Annotated in this window: 1 protein-coding gene; it reads right to left on the bottom strand. The window is 65.0% G+C overall.

Annotation, left to right across the window (positions count from 1 at the left end):
• Positions 1 to 140: 140 nt before the first annotated feature.
• On the bottom strand, positions 141 to 1037 hold the full coding sequence (locus QQ657_RS56465; RefSeq protein WP_284750743.1) for a hypothetical protein: 897 nt from the start codon (positions 1035 to 1037) through the stop codon (positions 141 to 143).
• Positions 1038 to 1337: the final 300 nt, after the last annotated feature.

A 1337-nucleotide genomic window follows, 5' to 3' on the forward strand; every position in this document is an offset into this window, starting at 1 on the left:
CCCCGATCACTTGGTTGCTGACCTTCGACAAGCCAGAAACTAAGCCGGACAACGGCGTGCGCCCCTTCACGCCACGCTCAACCACCCACACATCGGTACGAAGAGCCCTTTAAGTCCATGAGGGTGCCCCTCATGGTGTGTCAGGCCGCGAGCTCCGCCAGGTAGACCGGTGGACGTGCGCGAGCGGCTGCCGCGGCGTACGCGGCCTCGAGTTCCCGGAGTACCTGCTCCGGGCTGTCTCTGATGCTGGCGGGAAGCGTTTGAACGATCCTGATCCCAGCGGCCGCATAACGGTTGTTCCGACGCAGGGTCCGTGCGTAGTCGTCCCGGCTGTAGTGGAACTCGAACGAGTCGATTTCCCACGCCAGCGCGACGTCGTCCCACCATGCGTCCGGGCGACCGACGAAACCGGTGGGTGCTCGAATGCCCGCGTTCCAGTGGCTTGGCGCGGTCGTGAGCTGAGCTGACAGTTTCTTGGCGCGGATCTCGGCCACCGACCGGAGATCCGTCCACTCCTTCAGCAACCTTCGAGGAACGGCCGTGCCGCGTTTGGTGCCCACATCGAGCTCGCTCGCGAGATCCGCGGGTGCGCAATGGCCGTGCTGAATCGCTTCCACCAGAAGGTGACCCACAGGCTCCTCGGCGCGGATCCGCCGGACCGCGTCGGTCGTCGCGCGGACAAGAGGAGCAAGCGGTATCCCGTGGCGAACCCAGGCACCGGGAAGGCGTCTCGTGCGTTCCGCGATGACGTACTCGGAGCTCAAGACCCTGCGCTCGTGGGGAACCAGCAGGTGGATGTCTTGTGCAGGAAACTCTTCCGGTACGCGGAGGTCGTACCAGCGGCATGCCTCGGCGCCGGTGATCATTGCCCGCGGCCCGCCGTAGAGCAGTGCGGCCAGAGCTCGTTGCCGGCGAGTGGGGTTGCCGTTGTGCAGGAGAATGGTGCCGGGCAGCAGGCGTTGCCAGGGGCCGCCAGGGAGGCACTTCCGGTAGATCGTCCGCGGATCCATCCCGAGCGTTGTCAGATCGCGCGCCATTATCACGCCATCCGGGCTCCGGCGTGTCAGTAGTTCGGGATGCTCATCCCATCTCCCGCGTCTGGGCATGAACCCATGGTGAACAGCCGCCCGGCCGTGGCACCAGACCGTTCTTCCGCCCTGTGGACAACTCGCGCATCTATCCACAGATTGCGAAAGCCATGAGGGGCACCTTCATGGACTTTAAGTGGCTCTTCGTATTGATGTGTGGGTGGTCACCGGCCTGGGAGATCGGGTCGGTGACCACCGAGGGCGAGCATGGCCAGCGCCATCAGGGACCCGGGCATACGGAACCCGAAG

Origin of the sequence: Amycolatopsis ponsaeliensis, assembly GCF_030182635.1 — a bacterium.
GTDB lineage: Bacteria > Actinomycetota > Actinomycetes > Mycobacteriales > Pseudonocardiaceae > Amycolatopsis > Amycolatopsis ponsaeliensis.

Excerpts from the sequence above, each read along its gene's own strand:
- QQ657_RS56465 (WP_284750743.1), bottom strand. The coding sequence starts at position 1,037 with ATGGCGCGCGATCTGACAACGCTCGGGATGGATCCGCGGACGATCTAC.